Genomic DNA, 16,993 nt, shown 5'->3' with positions numbered 1-16,993 from the left:
GCAGAGATGCCGTGGTGGCGCGATGGATGCGCCCTACGCGGTTTTCTGTGGCGGGATGTGCAGATTGCCCTTCTCGTCAATTTCCCAGAATGGATTAAACGCGACTTCCCACGCATGGCCGTCGGGGTCTCGGAAATAACCGGAATACCCACCCCAGAAGACCTTCTCGGCCGGTTTCTGGATTTTGGCCCCGGCTTTTTGCGCCTCGGCCATCACCTGATCGACGTCTTCTTCGCTGCGCGCGTTATAGGCCAGTGTCAAACCGGCAAAGCTTGCCCCGGTATCATCATCAAACTTGCCATCTTCCTTAAGCGCATCGCGCCCGAACAGGCCAAGGGCAAGACCGTTGGACAGCTGATAAAACACCACCTGCCCTTCAACCATTTCGGTCATCTGCCAGCCGAGGCCACCTTCGTAAAAGCGACGCGACCGATCCAGATCCGCAACACCGAGAGTAATCAGCGAAACACGCTGTTCCATGCTAAGCTCCTTGCTGTGCGCACCCAAAACCCGCGCGAGATTAACACAGCGCGGTATCCCCGCCGAGCATGGACTCGACCCCAACGAGCAATTTCGCACTGCAATAGATGCGCAATTTTATTGCGCGTAAATCGGTACCGGAATAAGTAAATATTAAGTTGACCCAACGTCAACAGGTGCAATCAGGCATTTTGCATAGTGCGATGCGAGTTCGTTTTGAAAAAAGGTCAGTATTTATTACCATTTCAAAGTCAGGCATTGGTCCCGCACACCAAACCTGAAACATAATTTACAGGTCATACCGAAACACTGCACAAACACCCATATCAATAAATGCAGTGCATTGGGCGCGAAATGACCCCGCATATCAGAGAGATCCGAGGGAGACCGGTCATGGCACAACATTTGGCGGCAGTTCAACTCGACGATAAATATACGCTTGAGGAAGGCCGTGTTTACCTGACAGGTATTCAGGCACTGGTGCGCTTGCCCTTGATGCAGCGCCAGCTTGATGCGCGCGCAGGGCTTAATACTGCCGGGTGCATTTCAGGGTATCGCGGATCGCCGCTTGGTGGCCTTGATCAACAGCTTTGGCGTGCCAAGAAGTTCCTGACCAAACAGCAGATCGAATTTCAGGCCGGCGTAAACGAAGACCTTGCCGCCACCGTCGTCTGGGGCAGCCAGCAGGTCAACATGTACAAAGATGCCAAATATGATGGTGTCTTTGGCATGTGGTACGGCAAGGGCCCCGGTGTTGACCGGTCCGGTGACGTTTTCAAACACGCCAATTATGCTGGCACGTCCAAGCATGGTGGTGTGCTGGTTCTCGCCGGTGACGACCATAGTTGCAAATCATCCACCCTGCCTCATCAGACCGAATATGCCTTTATCGATGCGCAGATCCCGGTTCTGAACCCGTCCGGCGTTCAGGACATTCTGGATTACGGCCTGCATGGCTGGGCAATGAGCCGCTATTCCGGGTGCTGGGTGGCGATGAAAACCATTGCCGAAACGGTGGAAAGTTCGGCTGCCGCCGATGTCGCCCCGGATCGGATCATGCCCGTCATCCCGACTGATTTCGACATGCCCGAGGGTGGCCTGCATATCCGCTGGCCCGACACGCCCAAGGAGCAAGAACATCGCCTGATGAAATACAAGCTGTATGCCGCATTGGCATATGCGCGGGCGAACAAGCTGAACAAAACCGTGATCGACAGCCCGAATGCGCGGCTTGGCATCATTACCACCGGCAAGGCCTATCTTGATGTCATGCAGGCCTTCGATGACCTTGGCATTTCCGAAGAAGACGCTACCGAGATCGGTATTCGGGTCCTGAAAGTCGGCATGAGCTGGCCGCTCAACCGTGATGACGTGCGCGAATTCGCCATGGGACTGGAAGAAATCATCGTCGTCGAGGAAAAGCGCGCGGTGATGGAAAACCAAGTCAAGGAGCAGCTTTATAATTGGCGCGAAGATGTCCGCCCCCAGGTCATCGGCAAGTTCGATGAAAAGGGTGAATGGATCCTGCCATCCATGGATGAACTGACCCCGGCACGGGTTGCCGTGGTTCTGGCTGAACGTATCAAACGTTTCTATGACAGCCCGGCCATTCATGAACGCATCGACTGGCTGGCGGAAAAGGAACGCGAAATCGCCGAACCGCGCCCGGATGTGGCGCGCATTCCATGGTTCTGCCCGGGTTGCCCGCATAACAGTTCAACCAAGGTGCCCGACGGCAGCCGCGCGATGGCCGGTATCGGGTGTCATTACATGGTCAACTGGATGGATCGCTCGACGGAGACCTTTACCCATATGGGCGGCGAAGGCGCGACCTGGATCGGCCAGGCGCCGTTTACCGATACCAAGCACGTATTCCAGAACCTGGGTGACGGCACCTACTATCATTCCGGGTCGCTGGCCGTGCGGGCCGCGGTCGCATCGGGTGTGAACATCACCTACAAGATCCTGTTTAACGATGCAGTTGCCATGACCGGCGGGCAGCCCGTTGACGGGCCGCTGACCGTGCCGCAGATCACGCGCCAGATGTATGACGAAGGTGCCAAGCGCATCATTGTTCTGTCCGATGAACCCGAAAAATACCCGATGGGCGCAGACTTCGCGCCGGGCGTTGACGTCCGCCATCGCGATACGCTTGATGACACCCAGAAAGAACTGCGTGAAATCGAAGGCGTTTCAATCCTGATCTTTGACCAGACCTGTGCTGCGGAAAAACGCCGCCGTCGCAAGCGCAAGCTGATGGTGGATCCGCCCAAGCGCGTGTTCATCAATGATCTGGTCTGCGAGGGCTGTGGCGATTGCGGCGAACAGTCCAATTGCCTTGCCGTTGTGCCGGTCGAAACAGAGTTCGGCCGCAAACGCGCGATTGACCAATCGGCCTGTAACAAGGATTTCTCCTGCCTCAAGGGCTTCTGCCCAAGCTTTGTCACCATCGAAGGCGGCGAGCTCCGCAAACCGGATGCCGCAGCCAAAGGCGATACCGGCATGGATACGGTCTTTGCCAGCCTGCCGCGCCCGACCCTGCCCGATATTGATGATCCGTGGTCGGTTCTGATTACAGGTGTTGGTGGCACGGGCGTTGTCACGATCGGCGCGTTGCTTGGAATGGCTGCCCACATCGAAGGCAAGGGTATTGTTGGCCTTGATATGGCAGGTCTTGCCCAGAAAGGCGGGGCTGTCGTCAGCCATATCCGCTTTGCCAACGATCAGAACAAGCTGCATGCCGCGCGCATTCCGGCCGGTGAAGCCAATGTGGTTCTGGGTTGTGACCTTCTGGTTGCGGCAAGCTATGAAGGGCTTGCCAAAATGCGCCGCAACTTTACCCAGGCGGTGATCAACACCCATGAAACCGTTACCGGGGCCTTTACCCACAATCCGGACTTCGAGCTTAAAACCAACGAACACATGAAGGTCATCAATGATGCCTGCGGTTCTGAGGCAGTGCATTTCGTTGAAGGCAGCGACATTGCCACCCGCCTGATGGGCAATTCGATTGCAACCAACCTGTTCATGCTGGGCGTTGCCTGGCAGCGCGGCCTGATCCCGATCAGTGAAGAGGCGCTTATGCAGGCAATTGATCTTAATGGCGTATCAATTGATATGAACAAGCAGTCCTTCTATTGGGGCCGCCTTTACGCCCATGACCGCAATCGCGTGATCGAGGTTGTCGGCCCGAACGAGGCCGAAGCCCACCCGATTGCAACCGAGCTTTCCGATATCATCGCCAAGCGCCGTGCCTTCCTGACCGATTATCAGAACCAGGCCTATGCGGATCGCTTCAGCACCCTTGTTGACAAGGTTGCGGCGGCCGAAAAGCGCCTTGGCGATGAGGACGATCTGGCCCGGACAGTTGCCAAATATTACTTCAAACTGCTGGCCTATAAGGACGAGTACGAAGTGGCGCGTCTTTACACCGATCCGGCATTCATGAAGAAAGTCACCCAGACCTTCACCGGGGATTACAAGATCAACTTCCATCTTGCGCCGCCATCACTGGCCAATGCCGACCCGGAAACCGGCAAGCCGCAGAAATCGGTTTACGGTCCGTGGATGATGTCGGCGTTCCGCATGCTGGCGAAACTGAAATTCCTTCGGGGGACCAAACTTGATCCGTTTGGCCGCAATCCGGAACGCAAGGTCGAACGCCAGTTGATCACCGACTACGAAAAACTGGTGGCCGAGGTCCTTGATGGCCTGACCCACGACAATGCACGGATTGCCAAGGCGTTGCTGGCCCTGCCCGAACACATTCGTGGTTACGGGCACGTCAAGGAAGACCACATCAAAAAGGTCAAGGCACGCGAAGCCGAACTGCTGGATCAGTTCCGCAACCCACCCGAACACCTCAAGGCAGCGGAATAAACCTGCACTCTTCCAACATCAAAGGCCCCGGAACATCCGGGGCCTTTTTGGGTTATGTCTGTCAGGAAACGAAAATCGGGTCCTTGCCATCACCGCGCAGGCGCGCAGCCGCTGTTTGACCAAACGAAATCAGAAGCTTTTTGCGGCGGGCAGCCGAAAGCCTGGTTTCGTTACTTTGGCGGATGATGGCGGCCTCAAAACGGTCCGCAACGATCAGCCCGACATCCTCCGGGATCAAATCCTTCGGGAAGTGCATCGGTACGGCAAAATAGAACCGGTCACAGTAATCAAGATAGCTTTGCCACTTCTGATCAACGCGGAAATCCTCGACCGATGATTTGACCTCAACGGCCCAAAGCTCGCCCTTTGGACCAAGGGCCAGCACATCGAGCCTGCGCCCATTACCCAGACGCAACTCCGTCAGGCAGGCCATTTGATGGTGAAATAAAAGCCGACAGACACCTTCGGTGACCTCAGCCGTGATTTCGGGGCGGGATGCGGTTGTCATGGACCCAGCTTACAAAAGCAAAAGCCCGCATCAAAGCGGGCTTTTGGTATTCACGTTCGGTCTGCTGACAGGGTGGTGTCAGCTCATACCCAGCGCACGTTTGTAGACTTCCAGGATTTCTTCCTGTTCGGTGCGCTCGTGGTCTTCCATTTTGCGCAGACGAATGATCTGGCGCAGGATTTTCACGTCATAGCCAAGCGCCTTGGCTTCACCGTAAACTTCCTTGATATCAGCCATCAAGTTGGCTTTTTCTTCTTCAAGGCGTTCGATACGCTCGACATAACTCGCAAGCTGATCGGCTGCGATACCACCGACTTCGGTCATCAATTCTTCTCCGATGATGGATTGCACAGCGGATATCCGATGCGCGGAATTCAAAGGGCCCAAACCCGTTTCGGCGCGACGATACTCAATGCACTGCCCGCTGACAAGAGCGTTAGGTCTCCGATCTTGCGTGCGGGTCGGTGCGCTCGATCAGGACATCCGCCACCGCAACCAGTGCATCCTTTGGCGTCGCACCCAGTTCGATTGCCCCGTCATAGATTTCGCGCTGTCGGCGGGCACTTGTGCCGCGTTTGACTATGGTGCGGGCATGTTCGACTTCATCGACACAGCCAAAGAATTCGGCATCGGGTCGAATGAGTTCGAGGATCTCTTCAAGCAGATCGGCATAGGGCACGATTTCACCCCGGCCAAAGTCGATCAGCCCGGCCTTTTCACCCGGATCGCTGCCGTAACGGCATGCCCGCCAGCGGTTTTCACGAACCAACATATTGGCATAAATCCGCCAGCGCTGATTATTGCGCCGCAGACGATACAGCATGCGCATCAGACATCGCGTAATCGATGCCACACAGACCGCGTCTTCAAGATCAGTACAGACATCAGCAATTCGCATTTCAAGGGTCGGCCAGCGATCAGAGGGACGCAAATCCCACCACAGCTTGGTTCCATCCTCGATCACGTCGGCATTGATCAGCATATCGACATGGCGGCGATATTCCGCCCACGAGCCAAACACTTCCGGCAGGCCGGTACGCGGCAGGTTGTCAAACACCGACAACCGGAAAGTCTGAAGGCCGGTTTCCTTGCCCCGCCAGAAAGGCGAACTTGTGGTCAGGGCCAAAAGATGGGGTAAAAAATAGCTCGCCTGTGCCATCAGTTCGATGCGCAGATCATCATCTTCGATGCCGACATGGACATGCATGCCGCAAATCAGCAATCGATCCACAACCGTGCGCAGATCACGCGCGATGGTGTTGTAACGTTCGCCATCGGTATGCTTCTGGTCGTCCCACTGGGCAAAGGGATGGGTCGAAGCCGCCAGCAGCGCCATGTCATATTTTGCCGCCACCTCGGAAAGCGTGCTGCGCATATGAATAAGCTGCTCGCGCGCTTCAAGTGCGCTGTTGCACACTTGGCTTCCGGTTTCGACCTGACAGCGCATGAATTCGCTGGAAACCTGATCGCCAAGCTTTGCCTTGGCGTCCTTGAGAAATTCGGCAGGCGGGTCTTTGGCAAGGTCGCGGGTTTCGCGATCCACGAGCCAGAATTCTTCTTCTATGCCGATGGAAAATCCCGGTTCGCGCGCGCTGGCCCCTGCCAAATCAGTCTCTCCTGATCTTGTATAGGTTTGGATCCGCAAGGATATCGACGAAGGCGTCGCCAAGGATCTTCGCCCATTTTTCACATCCTTCGTCAGTATCAATCAGATCCTGACGAATTTCAATCGACACACAGGGAAGACCTGCCGCCTCACCATGGTGATCAATCGTGTAATCAGCCAGATGCTGGCCGGAATAAGGTTCATTGTCGCCAATGGTCAGATCCGGGTTCTGCGCACGAAGCGTTTCAAGCAACGGCACCGGGATACGATCGTCCTGATCCCACAACACGCCGATCTCCCAAGGGCGTTCAAAGCCCTGAAATACCGGGGTGAAGCTGTGAATGGCAATCAGGGCCGGTGCGATTTTGTGCGCGTGGAACGTCGCAATCTGTTCTTCGATTGCCCAATGGTAAGGCAGAAAGATCTCGCGGATGCGTTTCATGTGTTCGCTGGGCGAGACATTCTTGTTGCCCGGCACCACGGTCTGATCCGCAATTTCGGGCATCCCCGTCGGGTCCCAAAGCTGCCGGTTGCAATCGATCACAAGACGCGAATATCCGCCCAGAACTGCCGGGCAGTCAAATCGCTCGACCAGAATTTCAGTCACCTTGCGTGCGCCGATATCCCAGCCGATATGGCGTTTGCGTTCTTCGTCGGGCAGGCCAAGAGTCCCAAGACTTTTGGGCACTTCGCGGGACGCATGATCGCACACAAAAAGTGAATGACCCTTGCCGTTCTCGTTCAAGATTTCAAACGGAGCGGGATCATCATGGCCCAAAAGGGACCCGGCTTGGTTCGGCACGCGTGTTCTCCTGAAAATCGGTGGCCTTGGATACTGGCAGGTCAGACCGGGGCTTCATCCCTTGGCACGACTGGTTAAAGGACCATCGCAACCATAAGGCAGAAGCACCAACCGGCACCTGTTGAACTATCAATTTATCACCGCCGAGACAAGATTACGCTGCAATAAGCCGCCTTGGGCTCATACGACGCTTTGCGTCCATCGCAAACATCCCGTAAAATGGTATGACCATTGCGCGGAGATACACAGAAATCGTTGCATTGGCTTAGAAAAACACGATGGGAGACAACCCAACATGCCGTCTGCAAAGACGCTTCAGGCACAAGATGATCCGGAAACCAAGCGCCCCAAACGGGTCGCTGATCAGGTTGCCGATCAAATTCTTGAAAAAATCTCAGATGGCATTTTCCTGCCGGGAGACCGCCTGCCCGGTGAACGCCAGCTTGCCGAAAGCATGTCGGTCAGCCGTGTATCCGTGCGCGCAGCGCTACAAAAACTCAAGACCCGCGGGTATCTGCGTGCGGTTCAGGGCGGCGGCACGGAAATCCTTTCATCAACCGGGATCGACATGGACACGGCCATGACCGATCTGGTGCGCGATTCGATCAGCAATCTGCGTGACCTGCAGGAAATCCGCTGCACACTTGAAACATGGGCTGCAAGACGTGCTGCCATAAATGCCAGTGACGAGGATATCAAACTTCTGCGCATGGCCTTTCGTCAGGCACATGATCCAAGGCGGGCAGCCAAACATCGTGCGGATGACGATCACCGACTGCATATGATGATTGGCCGGGCAACCGGATCGATCATTTATTATCACGTGATGAAAATGCTGCATGATGTCCTGCAAGCGGCCCTGACCGAAATCCGATTTAACGGTATGGCCGGGCCTACATTTGACCGGATGGTGCAAGAACATCATCGCGCCATTATCGAAGCCATTGCCGCCCATGACCCGGACGCGGCAGAAAAGGCAATGTCCGATCACCTGCAGGCGGTTATCGACTTCTTCAAAAGCGCATCCGACAAGCAAGCGACCTAAGCCCCGCCCCCAATTGGCCAAAACCTATTCAGGGAAACCCGACATGACGACTTCGCGCGAAAAACTTCTGGCTTTGATGGACGCTGCATTGAAGGCCGCTGATCCGGGGGTTCAAATTCCGCGCAATTTGCCGGAACCGCCCAAGGGCAAGACCATCGTCATTGGGGCGGGCAAGGCATCGGCCAATATGGCGCGCGCGTTCGAGAAAGCCTGGAAAGGTGACGTCGAAGGTCTGGTTGTCACCCGATATGGCCATGCGGTTGAGTGTGATCAGATCGAAATTGTCGAGGCATCCCACCCCGTCCCCGACGCAGCCGGGGAAAAGGCCGCAAAGCGGATCCTTGACATCGTTTCCGATGCGGGTCCGGATGATCTGGTTGTCTGCATGATTTCCGGGGGTGGATCGGCGCTTCTGGCCCTGCCCGGTCCGGGTTTGACGCTTGAAGACAAACAGGCGATCAGCAAGGCACTGTTGCGCAGCGGTGCCACCATTTCGGAAATGAACTGTGTGCGCAAACACCTGTCGGCCATCAAGGGGGGCCGCTTGGCCAAGGCGTGTGCGCCTGCGCGCATGGTGACATATCTTGTATCCGACGTTCCCGGTGATGATCCGGCGATCATTGCGTCTGGCCCGACGGTGTCCGATCCGACGACCGGACAGGATGCGCTTGATATCATCCGCCATTATCAGATCGAAATTCCGCAGGCTGCCAAGGACCTCTTGCAAAGAGCAAAGGACGAAACCATCAAGCCGGATGATCCCTGCTTTGAGGGCCATGAAACCATCATGCTGGCGCGCCCGCAGGATAGCCTTGAGGCCGCGGCATCGGTTGCGCGCGACATGGGGCTGAATGCCGTCATCCTTGGCGACGCCATCGAGGGTGAGGCCCGCGAAGTCGCCATCGTCCATGCCGGGATTGCCCATCAGGTTGCCAATCACGGCCAACCTGCAGCAAAGCCATGCGTTTTGCTGTCGGGCGGTGAAACCACCGTTACCGTGCGCGGCAAGGGTGGCCGTGGCGGGCGCAATAGCGAATTTTTGCTGTCACTTCTGCTGCAACTTCGTGATCAACCGGGCTTTTGTGCGCTGGCAATTGATACCGATGGCATTGACGGCAGCGAGGACAATGCGGGCGCGATCATGGATGCCCAAAGCTGGCAAACCGCGCAGAAGGCAGGCATCGATCTTTGGGAATATCTGGACAATAACGACGCCTATAGCGCGTTTACCAAGATTGATGACCTGCTGGTGACCGGACCGACCCTGACCAACGTCAATGACTTCCGGGCTATCCTGATTGAATAGATCCCGGTCCGAAGACTGAACAAGAAGACTGGTCAGGCACCCGGTTTTGGCATCCAAGGACGGACCCAGCCAAGCCCGTCTTCGGTCTTGCCATGCGGTTTGTATTCGCAGCCGATCCAGCCGTCATAGCCGATGCGATCCAGCATATAGAACAGGAAGGGGTAGTTAAGTTCCCCGCTGTCAGGTTCGTGTCGACCGGGCGCACCTGCGACCTGAACATGGGCGATACTGTCGATATGCTTATCGAGCCGCGCGGCGATGTTCCCGCCGACAATCTGGGCGTGATAGATGTCGAACTGCAGTTTCAGGCGCGGGTGATCAAGCTGTTCAAGGATCACCGCCGCCTGCTCAACTGAATTAAGCAGATAACCCGGCATATCCAGTGGATTGATCGGCTCGATCAGGATATCCACCCCGGCCTGATCGGCAAGGTCCGCAGCATAAAGCAGGTTATCGCAGTAAAGCCGGGCGAGTTCACCGGAATCCTCACCCTTGCCCATCAAACCCGCCATACAATGGAGCATCTTGCAATCGGTGGCCGCCGCATAATCAAGGGCCTTTACGACAGAGTCGCGAAAGGCATCTTCACGCCCCGGACGACAGGCAAGACCACGGTCACCCGCCTCCCAGTCACCGACCGGCAGGTTAAACAAAACCTGTTCCAGGCCGTTCTCATCAAGAAGCGATTTGACCGTGGAAAGCGGCATGTCATAGGCGCCGATATACTCCACCCCCACAAAGCCTGCTTCTGCGGCCGCGGCAAACCGTTTTTCAAACGGCAGTTCGGCAAACAGGAACGAAAGGTTGGCGGTAAAGCGGGGCATGATCCATCCACAAGAATGATTGACGATGCCCCATGGTTTCCGATGCAGGCCGCAAGGTCAATCGGCAATCCGGGGCGAAGATGCCACCTCGCGCACAATCCAGTCCCCGAATGCCTCTACCTCACGAAGGTTCTCGCCACGGCCGGTATGCACATAATGATAATAATGGCCTTTGATTCCCGGGCCAAATGGCATCACCAGCAATCCTGCGTCAATTTCTGCGCGCACCATCACCGGACTGCCCAAAACGATACCTTGGCCTGCAATCGCGGCCTGAATGGCGTGACTGTCATCGGAAAAACTGATGCCCGCGTTTGGCAGGCAATCAGACCTTTCTGCCACCTGCCCCCATCTTTGCCATGTCGGGGTCGCATCATCGGGACGTAGCCAGTCAAAATGCAGCAAAGTCGCATTGCGCAAGTCTTCCGGTTTTTGCAGGCCCAATGCCGGACTGCAAAGTGGCACGAACTGTTCGCGAAACATCTTGTGCGCAACCAATCCCGGATACGGGCCGACACCATAACGAATGGCCACATCCGCGACGCCACCCGCAAGGTCGACGGCCTCTGGGGACGTATGAAGTCGCAAATGGATGTCGGGATGCGCCGACTGAAATCGCGGCAGGCGCGGCAACAGCCATTTTGCCGCAAAGGATGGGATGACCGAAACCGTCATGCTGCGCGATACCGGGCGGTTTCGTATGCGATCAATGGCCTTGGCAAAGGATGAAAAGCCATCACGCAAAACCGGATATAGCTCCTGCCCGACATCGGTCAGGACAACCTGCCGTGGCTTGCGATCAAACAAGCGGACACCAAGCGTCTCTTCGAGAAGACGTATTTGGTGACTGACCGCTGTCGGCGTCACGCCAAGCTCGGATGCGGCCTGTTTAAAACTTTGATGGCGGGCTGCGGCTTCGAAGGCGCGCAGGGTCGCAAGCGGCGGCAAGGACATATGAATGAATACAACTCATCTGTTGGCTGAGGAGTTCGATTTTGCCGCGTGAATGAAATTCGGTCAATCCTTGACCATCAAACCAAATCACAGATGAACCATTTTCATCACATGGAGAACATGATGACCAAAATTCTTCATATCGACAGCAGCGCCCGCCCGGGGCGTTCCGATCAGAAACCGCATGGTTCGCACACGCGCCGCCTCACCGCACAATTCATCCAGAACTGGCTGGCAAAACGCCCGAACACGGAAATCATCTATCGCGATGTCGGCGCAAACCCGCCACAACCAACCACGGGCGACTGGGTCCACGCGGCCTTTACCAACCCCGATGATCGTGAAACCTGGATGCACGCGGCGCTTCGCGAAAGCGATCAACTGGTTGATGAGCTTCTTTCAGCTGACATCATTGTCGCCGGGGTACCGATGTATAATTTTGGTATGCCCGCACAAATGAAGGCGTGGGTCGATAACATTGTCCGTGTCGGCCGCACATTCGGCTTTGACCGAACCCGTGGTGACGTCCCCTACTGGCCGATGATTGACGGCAACAAATCAATTGTCGCCCTGTCATCGCGCGGCGACTATGGCTATGGGCCTGACGGGCGTATCGCGCATATGAACTTTGTCGAGGGCGGGCTGTTTACCCCGCTTCAGTATATCGGGATCACCGATCATTACGGCGCCGCGATTGAATATGACGAGTTTGCCGACGAACGCACCCAGGCCTCCATTCATGCTGCAGAACAAGAGGTTCTCGGACTTGTCGACCAGCTTCTGGCCAAACACAGCGATATAAAGGCCGCATGATATTTTGGGCGGGAGGGCCTGACCTTCCCGCCAATTTGCGTAAATGCCTGCCCGGGTATCTGATGGATTTCACACCACAGGCCAAGACATGGAAAGCATGGCACGTTATAAGCGGGGTCGCTGTTCGGTTATCACGACAAAAGGACTGACCATGAATAACGCATTCACCCTTCATCCGCAGCTTGCCGCTGACACCACTTTGGTCACCGACGGGCCGCTTTCACATGTTCTGTTGATGAATGATGCGCGTTATCCGTGGCTTATTCTGGTGCCCAAGCGCCCCGACCTTGTCGATTATGATGACCTGGGCGCGGAAGACCGCAAAATTCTGGGCGATGAAGTCGCGGCAGTTTCAAATGTCATCAAGCGCCGCTTTGACGCCTTCAAGACCAATGTTGCAATGCTTGGCAATATGGTGCCGCAGCTTCATTGTCATGTGATCGGCCGCTTTAAGGACGACCCCGCATGGCCCGGGCCGGTTTGGGGTATCGGCACCGCCAAACCGTATGACGAGGAAGAAGGCCGTGACCGCCTTGCAGCCCTTCGTGCCGATCTGATATCGGCCTTCAAGCATCTTTGAAGGCCGTCTGCAATATCGCTACGGCGTAATAAGACGCCACCATCAAAAAGACCACACCCCATGCCGGATCTGGAACGCGATACGATATTCCTGCTCAAGCCCGACTTCGAAGACCCCGCCTGGCCAAACCAACGCTTTTATTGCTGGCATTGTGCTTTGATTGATGGGGTTCTGGGTTCTTTTCCGGACTTGCATGCCGGACTTGATATTCGCCACATCAATTGGCCCCGTCCCCGGCAAGATGTGATTGCGCTTTTGGGCGAAGATCATCAGTCACTTCCTGTCATGATCCTGAAGTCCGGCGATACATCATCGCTTCAAACCGGCATCGCAAATGGTCATGCCTTCATTGATGACAAAGACAGTATTTTGCTGGCTTTGAGCGAACGGCACGGCTTCCCTGTTCCCCATCCTTGACGCACATCAAGGCGGCCAAGTTTGGAATAATGCAAAAGACGGACAGAACGAATTTTCGGGATGTCCGTCATGCAGCTTGCCCTTTACGAAAAATACGACCTGCGACTGCCGCGCTATACCAGCTATCCGACCGCGCCGCATTTCCATGCCGGTGTGGATGGCGAGGTATTTGAAGGCTGGCTTGGCGATCTTGATCCCGCACAGCCGCTTTCGCTTTATCTGCATGTCCCTTATTGCGAGGAAATGTGCTGGTTCTGCGGCTGCAACACCAAGATCACCAAGACCTACAAGCCAGTTCACGGTTATGTCGCAGCCCTTCTGACAGAGATCGAAGGTACCCTTGGCAAACTGCCGTCGGACAAGTCATTCAGCGTTTCGCACATTCATTTTGGCGGCGGCAGCCCGACCATCCTGAAGGCCGAAGACCTGCGTGCCATCATGGCGGCAATCCGCGAAAGATTGCATATTCTTGATGATGCCGAAATCGCCATTGAAATGGATCCGCGCACCGCGACCGATGACTTCATGGAAGCCATGATCGAATGCGGCTTCAACCGTGCCAGCATCGGCATTCAGGATTTCAACCAACAGGTCCAGACAGCGGTCAACCGCATCCAAAGCATACAGCTGGTTCGCGAGGTGATCGCCAAATTGCGCTCGCACGGGATTGCCGGCATCAATGTTGATCTGATGTACGGCCTGCCGTTCCAGACGGTTAAATCCCTGCGCGAAACGGTTGATCAGACTGTGGAGCTTTGCCCGGATCGCCTGTCGGTTTTCGGCTATGCCCATGTGCCATGGATGAAAAAGCACCAGCAGCTTATCCCGACCGAAGCCCTGCCAAACACCGAGGAACGCTGGGCCCAGTATGAGGAAATCCAGAACCGTCTTGCCAAGCACGGCTTTGTTGCCATCGGGCTTGATCACTTTGCCCATCAAACCGATAGCATGGCACGCGCACTATCTGATGGCCTTCTGCACCGGAACTTTCAGGGCTACACCACTGATCGTGCCGAAGCCCTGATCGGGTTTGGCCCGTCTGCGATTTCGTCCCTGCCTCAGGGTTACGCACAAAACGACCCGGCGTTGGCCCGCTGGCAGCAGGCGGTTGAAGACGGAAAATGCGCCATTGAAAAAGGCGTTGCCCTGACCGACGAGGACAGATTGCGCCGTGACATCATTAACGAGCTGATGTGCAATCTTGCCGTGGACCTTGATGACATTTGCGCCAACCACGGTATTTCCGCAGATCGCTTCACGCCCGAGCTTGAACGGATCAAGGCGATGACCCAGGACGGCATTGTCGAAGTTCAGGGGAATTACATTAAACTGAGCGAGTTGGGCCGTCCGCTGGTGCGCGCTGTCTGCGCGGCGTTTGATACCTATCTCAACCACGCGCACGGACGTCATTCGCAGGCGGTTTGATGGCCCCGCAAATCGGACCTTGAACAACGAAGGGAGCCAAACGGCTCCCTTTTCTGTTCTGGTTACGCCCCTTTGCGCAGGGTCAGAATGACAATGCCGCTGACCACGACCAGACCGCCCAACATCTGGATTGGGCTGATCATCTGTCCCAGCACCACCCAGCCAAACAACAAGGTTGCGATCGGTTCGACATTCATCACTGGCGCATTGCGCGCCATATCAAGGCGCGGCACATTGATGAACAGAACCGCAAAAGCCCCGCCATACAGCAGCATCAAGGCCAAAAGCCCCATCCATCCCGGCGTCGCGTTTGGCAGGCTCATACCGCCCGGCAAGACATCGCCAATTCCCGCAATGATCATGGAAATGAAAACCACAACCATGGTGAACATGGAACGCACCGGCCCACTTATCCCCGCAAGCTTGTGATCGGTCACCCAGAAAGCCACTGAAAGTGCGGTTGCCGCCATCAAGGCAAACCCGATCCCCAGCCACCAGCTTGAACTCACTTCTGCACCACCGCCCAGAATGGCTGGCAGATCAAGCGCAAGGACAAGCCCCGAAAGGATGAACAACATCAGCCCCGCCGCGCGCAGTGTCGGGCGCGGCCCGCCAAGCGCCCAAGTCAGCAAAGCCAAAATGATTGGAAACGTATTGGCCGTTAACAGCGCCAACGCAACAGGCACACGGGCAACAGCAGAATAAAGACACAGGCTCTGGATCGTGATCATCAATCCCAGCACCAATTGCCAACGTCCCAATCCACGCGGCAGACGGATCGAATGGCGCTTGAAAAAGACAATCCCAATCAGGATCGATAACGCAACGCCAGAGCGGAACAAAACCGCCACAAGAAGCCCGGTGCCATGTTCAAACGCCAGACGCGCCGCAACATGGTTGCCAGCAAAACAACAGGCAACAATAGCCAGAATGGCGACGGCAATCTGACGCGGAAACAATTGCGGGGCGTTTCCCGCACGCAGAGCGGCAGAAGCGGAATCGGGTGACGACATCGGGGCGAACTTCCAAAACAGTGGTGCCCGACCAATAGACCCTACAGCCCCGGATAAAACAAGGCGCGATCAACGATCCTGATCGGCAGGTGCACCCAAAAGCTCCAGACAGCGTTGCGCAACAAGTCGCGCAGGCTGCAATGACGGGTGCTTGAACGGAACCAGTTCGGTATCAGGTAACAATGGCCGTGCATAGCCGCCTTCATACAGGTTTTGATGCAAACGCTGATGGCGCACATTGGCCAGACCATCCGGGGCATAAATATAAACACCGCCCGGTGCGGCCGCTGCTTCGCAACACATTGAAACGGAATCACTGGTCACGATCAGAACATCGGCCAAGGCAAGATACCCGAAATACGGATTTTCGTCCTGCGACTTCCAGTCATGCAGATGATAAGTCACGCCAGAATTAGCCAGCCGACTGACAATCAATTCTTCGCATTCCTGACCAGTCCGGCGGCTGGTGGTTACAAGCAGTGACCCGTCAACGGACCGAGCCGCATCGATTGCCCGTGCTATCAATTCTTCTGCCATGGCTGGCGTGAAAGTCGTTTTCTTTGTGCTCCCACCAATGATCACGGCAAAACGCGGAGACGGAAGCCCCTTGAAGTAGATGCGCCACTTGTCGGCTTCGACCAGAAGTCTGGTTTCGGTCACGCGATGCGGGGCGCCGGGAATCTCGACAATGTTCTCGCGTACAGGAATTCGATCATGGGCCGGCACAGCAATAAGATCGAAAGCGTTTTCACCACCGTCGGGACGCATGATCTGACAGATGCGACTATGGCCGCGGCTTTGTTTTTTGATCCAACGTGCAATCGGTGCGGTTCGCCGTCCGGCGGCGATGACAAGATCCGGCCAAGGGGCAACAAGGCGCGCACGCGACTCATCATCAACACCGATCAAGCTCGCGCGGCGGACAAAGTTCGGCAATTTGACCAGATTTGTATACGCGATATCAATCCGCTTAAAAGGTTGCGCCAATGCTTCGGCCACCCCGACGGCCTGGTTGATATTCCCCGCGCGGTCATCGGCCAGAACCCAGATCAGGTGTGTTTCTTGATCGCTCATGCAGGGAACTTTCCTGACAGGTTTATTGCCATGGTTCGCGCAGTTCAAGGGTCACCAACAGAAACGGCGATCCCTGCCGACGCTTTCCTGATAGGTACAGCCTGATCAGCCGATTATCAAGCACGACAAGCACAAACAAAATTTACACTGGGCATTGAAATCTTTTTGTAATCTAATCTCGAAACCCCACCTTTATGGAAGGGATACCCACCCTAAAGTATGGGTGGATCGTTATCTGACGTCCAAGGTGAACGTAGACAGAATGCT

16 protein-coding genes are annotated in these 16,993 nt (G+C 55.8%); 7 read left to right on the top strand and 9 right to left on the bottom strand.

The features are described from left to right. Window positions 1-33: 33 nt before the first annotated feature. A complete protein-coding gene (locus tag AUQ43_RS17955; RefSeq protein WP_062957687.1) occupies window positions 34-480 on the bottom strand; it encodes a VOC family protein in 447 nt (148 codons plus the stop codon). Between the two features lie 393 nt (window positions 481-873). On the opposite strand from AUQ43_RS17955, the gene AUQ43_RS17950 reads away from it, so the two are divergent. Continuing rightward, window positions 874-4,359 (top strand): indolepyruvate ferredoxin oxidoreductase family protein, encoded by a 3,486-nt coding sequence (locus AUQ43_RS17950; RefSeq protein WP_062957686.1) that lies wholly within the window; start codon window positions 874-876, stop codon window positions 4,357-4,359. A gap of 61 nt (window positions 4,360-4,420) precedes the next feature. Here the strand turns inward: AUQ43_RS17950 and AUQ43_RS17945 are convergent, their stop codons facing one another. The 4 genes from AUQ43_RS17945 to AUQ43_RS17930 form a co-directional block, all read right to left on the bottom strand. After that, window positions 4,421-4,867 carry an MmcB family DNA repair protein gene (locus tag AUQ43_RS17945; RefSeq protein ID WP_062957685.1) on the bottom strand — a complete coding sequence of 149 codons (447 nt, stop codon included), beginning with the start codon at window positions 4,865-4,867 and terminating at the stop codon, window positions 4,421-4,423. Between the two features lie 78 nt (window positions 4,868-4,945). Then, the gene (locus AUQ43_RS17940) at window positions 4,946-5,191 is read right to left on the bottom strand and encodes a DUF2312 domain-containing protein (protein ID WP_007090950.1); all 246 of its coding nucleotides are present in this window, start codon (window positions 5,189-5,191) and stop codon (window positions 4,946-4,948) included. 112 nt (window positions 5,192-5,303) lie between these two features. Further along, window positions 5,304-6,473 (bottom strand): carboxylate-amine ligase, encoded by a 1,170-nt coding sequence (locus AUQ43_RS17935; protein WP_062957684.1) that lies wholly within the window; start codon window positions 6,471-6,473, stop codon window positions 5,304-5,306. A 1-nt stretch (window position 6,474) separates the two neighbouring features. After that, complete coding sequence (locus tag AUQ43_RS17930) at window positions 6,475-7,275, bottom strand: N-formylglutamate amidohydrolase (protein ID WP_062957683.1); 801 nt, start codon at window positions 7,273-7,275, stop codon at window positions 6,475-6,477. A gap of 295 nt (window positions 7,276-7,570) precedes the next feature. On the opposite strand from AUQ43_RS17930, the gene AUQ43_RS17925 reads away from it, so the two are divergent. After that, a complete protein-coding gene (locus AUQ43_RS17925) occupies window positions 7,571-8,320 on the top strand; it encodes a FadR/GntR family transcriptional regulator (RefSeq protein ID WP_062957682.1) in 750 nt (249 codons plus the stop codon). Window positions 8,321-8,363: 43 nt separating this feature from the next. After that, window positions 8,364-9,626: a glycerate kinase gene (locus AUQ43_RS17920; RefSeq protein WP_084272159.1), complete on the top strand. Its 1,263-nt coding sequence runs from the start codon at window positions 8,364-8,366 to the stop codon at window positions 9,624-9,626. Between the two features lie 32 nt (window positions 9,627-9,658). Here AUQ43_RS17920 and otnI read toward each other — a convergent pair whose 3' ends face one another. Then, window positions 9,659-10,450, bottom strand: coding sequence for a 2-oxo-tetronate isomerase (gene otnI, locus AUQ43_RS17915; RefSeq protein WP_062957680.1), 792 nt, complete (start codon window positions 10,448-10,450; stop codon window positions 9,659-9,661). A 57-nt stretch (window positions 10,451-10,507) separates the two neighbouring features. Then, window positions 10,508-11,404 (bottom strand): transcriptional regulator GcvA, encoded by an 897-nt coding sequence (gene gcvA / locus AUQ43_RS17910; protein WP_062957679.1) that lies wholly within the window; start codon window positions 11,402-11,404, stop codon window positions 10,508-10,510. Window positions 11,405-11,527: 123 nt separating this feature from the next. On the opposite strand from gcvA, the gene AUQ43_RS17905 reads away from it, so the two are divergent. The 4 genes from AUQ43_RS17905 to hemN all read left to right on the top strand — a co-directional run bounded on the left by AUQ43_RS17905 (window position 11,528) and on the right by hemN (window position 14,639). Further along, window positions 11,528-12,217, top strand: coding sequence for an FMN-dependent NADH-azoreductase (locus AUQ43_RS17905; RefSeq protein WP_062957829.1), 690 nt, complete (start codon window positions 11,528-11,530; stop codon window positions 12,215-12,217). 151 nt (window positions 12,218-12,368) lie between these two features. Beyond that, window positions 12,369-12,797 (top strand): HIT domain-containing protein, encoded by a 429-nt coding sequence (locus tag AUQ43_RS17900; RefSeq protein ID WP_062957828.1) that lies wholly within the window; start codon window positions 12,369-12,371, stop codon window positions 12,795-12,797. Between the two features lie 60 nt (window positions 12,798-12,857). Beyond that, window positions 12,858-13,214: a DUF3088 domain-containing protein gene (locus AUQ43_RS17895; protein WP_114129839.1), complete on the top strand. Its 357-nt coding sequence runs from the start codon at window positions 12,858-12,860 to the stop codon at window positions 13,212-13,214. Window positions 13,215-13,283: 69 nt separating this feature from the next. Continuing rightward, window positions 13,284-14,639, top strand: coding sequence for an oxygen-independent coproporphyrinogen III oxidase (gene hemN, locus AUQ43_RS17890; protein WP_062957826.1), 1,356 nt, complete (start codon window positions 13,284-13,286; stop codon window positions 14,637-14,639). A gap of 62 nt (window positions 14,640-14,701) precedes the next feature. Here hemN and AUQ43_RS17885 read toward each other — a convergent pair whose 3' ends face one another. Beyond that, window positions 14,702-15,652 carry a DMT family transporter gene (locus AUQ43_RS17885; RefSeq protein WP_062957678.1) on the bottom strand — a complete coding sequence of 317 codons (951 nt, stop codon included), beginning with the start codon at window positions 15,650-15,652 and terminating at the stop codon, window positions 14,702-14,704. Window positions 15,653-15,721: 69 nt separating this feature from the next. Beyond that, window positions 15,722-16,726: a mitochondrial fission ELM1 family protein gene (locus tag AUQ43_RS17880; RefSeq protein WP_062957677.1), complete on the bottom strand. Its 1,005-nt coding sequence runs from the start codon at window positions 16,724-16,726 to the stop codon at window positions 15,722-15,724. Window positions 16,727-16,993: the final 267 nt, after the last annotated feature.

Source organism: Thalassospira sp. MCCC 1A01148 (genome assembly GCF_001613795.1).
Classification (GTDB): Bacteria; Pseudomonadota; Alphaproteobacteria; order Rhodospirillales; family Thalassospiraceae; genus Thalassospira.
Note: the sequence above shows the minus strand (reverse complement) of the source record. Positions and strands in the feature narration are given on the sequence as shown.